Annotated in this window: 3 protein-coding genes; 2 read left to right on the top strand and 1 reads right to left on the bottom strand. The window is 63.3% G+C overall.

What is annotated here, in order from left to right; translation table 11 throughout:
* Positions 1 to 113 precede the first annotated feature (113 nt).
* Positions 114 to 989 carry a hypothetical protein gene (locus ACXJ7R_RS30355; protein WP_457155040.1) on the top strand — a complete coding sequence of 292 codons (876 nt, stop codon included), beginning with the start codon at positions 114 to 116 and terminating at the stop codon, positions 987 to 989.
* A 149-nt stretch (positions 990 to 1138) separates the two neighbouring features.
* On the top strand, positions 1139 to 2005 hold the full coding sequence (locus ACXJ7R_RS30350; RefSeq protein ID WP_457155039.1) for a hypothetical protein: 867 nt from the start codon (positions 1139 to 1141) through the stop codon (positions 2003 to 2005).
* 50 nt (positions 2006 to 2055) lie between these two features.
* On the opposite strand, the gene ACXJ7R_RS30345 is transcribed toward ACXJ7R_RS30350, so the two are convergent.
* A partial coding sequence (locus ACXJ7R_RS30345; protein ID WP_457155038.1) for an aldehyde dehydrogenase family protein occupies positions 2056 to 2307 on the bottom strand: 252 nt, incomplete at its 5' end.

The following is a 2307-nucleotide window of genomic DNA, read 5'->3' as shown; positions in this document are numbered from 1 at the left end:
GGCCTGCTCTCCATGCCTGTGGACCGGGATGGAACGTCTGGACACAAGCGGCGAACGCTGAAAATGTGGTTACGTCGTCTGGGTTGCAGTGGCTCGCTCGGAACACAAGGAGGATGGCGCTGAATCTGGAAGACATTGCCGCCCATCCAGCCCTGCATCGCCATGTTCAGGCACAGTCGCTGGCGCTGATCCACATCTATGAAGAGAGCCCACGGCTGGCTTCCATTTTCGCCACGCAGCAGCGTTGGCTGATGGGCCATGTCGGACTTGCCATGCATTTCAGGCGTGACCCGCACGATCGCAGCAAGGAATTGACGGTGTCGCGCTTCATCGAGGTCGTGCACCAGCACGCGGTGGCCAGCCGCAACACCGCTGACGCTTTCATCAAGGAGATGCTGCACTACAACATCGCCGAATATGTGTCGGGCGGCGACGGGCGCACGCACCCCCTGCAGCCGACGGCGGCCACCGTGCAAACGTTTACCGGCTGGGTCCTCGCCCATCTGCAGACGCTGGATCAGCTCGACGGCGGCGATCGCCTGACGAGGTTCCTGCAGCGGCCCGAGACGGTTGCCAGGCTGCAGCCTCTTGTGGCGGACGGCCTGCTTTCCTCCAAGCCGGTGCGCGAACCCAACCAGACCTTTTCCCTGTTCATCTGGCTCAACAATGGCGGTATCGTCATGGACTGGCTGATGTCCGGCATCGATCCCGATCATGCCGGCCTGGACCGCATTCCGACCAGCGTGGTTTCGATCGGCGAGTTCGCCAGATGGCTCAAGCTCTCGCGCACCCATCTTTCCCGCAAGCTCAGCGCGGCCGAGAATCTCGGTAGCATCGGCTGGCTTGGCCTGCGCGGCCATTCGGTGATGTGGGTGTCGAAGACGTTCTTCCAGGAGTACATGACCGTCCAGGCCGCCAAGCTGGCCATTGTGGATGCCGCTTTCAACGCCTGTTTTCCGGCAAGCGAGGGCCGCCGACAATCGCCGTGACATCGGGCTGCCCCGGGAAATCGTAGGTCATGCACCAACCCACGATGCTGTGAACCGGCACCGGCGGACTGCTTCTGGACACAGAAGCGGAAGGCTGAAAATGTGGTTGGGTCTTCGCAGCCGTCAGGCCGAATCGGAGCAGGGGGAGAATGGCGCTGACCTCGGAGCTTATTGCGGGCCACCCGGCATTGTATCGCTGTGTCCGTGCCCAGGCGCAGGCGCTGATCCAGGCCTACGGAATGAGCCCTCGGCTCTCGTCTGTGTTCGCCACCCAGCAGCGTTGGCTGATGGCGCATATCGGCCTCGCCCTGCATTTCAGGCGGAAGCCCGATGACTACCGCAAGCAACTGACGGCGGCACGTTTCATCGACGTGATCCGCCAGAACGCCGTCGCCAGCCGCAACACCGCTGACGCCTTCATCAAAGAGATGCTGCATTACAATTTCGTCGAGCTTCTGCCGACGGCGCATGACGGGCGCATCCGCCCGATACAACCCACAGCAAACACGCTGGAGACGGTCGCCGGCTGGATGATGGCGCATCTGCACACGCTGGACAGCCTCGACGGCGCGAACCGTCTGGCGACGTTCCTCGAACGGCCCGACGCGCTCGCCAGGGTGCAGCCGCTGGTGGCCGACGGCCTGGTCTCCTCCAACCCCGTCCGCGAGCCCAGGCAGACCTTTTCCCTGTTCACCTGGCTCAACAATGGCGGCGTCGTCATGGACTGGCTGATATCGAGCGTCGATCCCGATCATGCCGGCCTCGATCAAATCCCGACCGGCATCGTCTCGATCGGCGATTTCGCCAAATGGCTCAAACTGTCGCGAACCCATCTGGGGCGCAAGCTGCGTGATGCCGAGGACCTCGGCAGCGTCGGCTGGCTCGGCCAACGCGGCAATTCGGTGATGTGGGTGTCGGCCGATTTCTACCGCGAATACATGACCGCCCAGGCCGTGAAGCTGGCCATCATCGATGCCGCCTTCGTCGAGGCCTTCGGCTCGCCGGCAGGCAGATGATCGGGGCTCCATGCATACCCCGTGCGGGGATGCATGGAGCCCCGGAGTCCTCAATCGATGTCGAACGACACGCCCTGGGCCAGCGGCAACGCCTTGGAATAGTTCACCGTGTTGGTGGCGCGGCGCATATAGGCCTTCCACGCATCGGAGCCGCTCTCACGGCCGCCGCCGGTTTCCTTCTCGCCACCGAAGGCGCCGCCGATCTCTGCACCCGACGTGCCAATATTGACGTTGGCGATGCCGCAGTCCGATCCGTCGACGCCGAGGAAGCGCTCGGATTCCTGCAGGTCGCGGGTGAAGAT

The organism is Mesorhizobium sp. P5_C1, from assembly GCF_054049815.1.
The sequence above is the reverse complement of the archived record's forward strand: the minus strand, read 5'-3'. Positions and strand labels throughout refer to the sequence as shown.

Bases quoted from the DNA above. Each gene is read 5' to 3' on its own strand.
- ACXJ7R_RS30355 (WP_457155040.1), top strand. From the start codon at position 114: ATGGCGCTGAATCTGGAAGACATTGCCGCCCATCCAGCCCTGCATCGC.
- ACXJ7R_RS30350 (WP_457155039.1), top strand. From the start codon at position 1,139: ATGGCGCTGACCTCGGAGCTTATTGCGGGCCACCCGGCATTGTATCGC.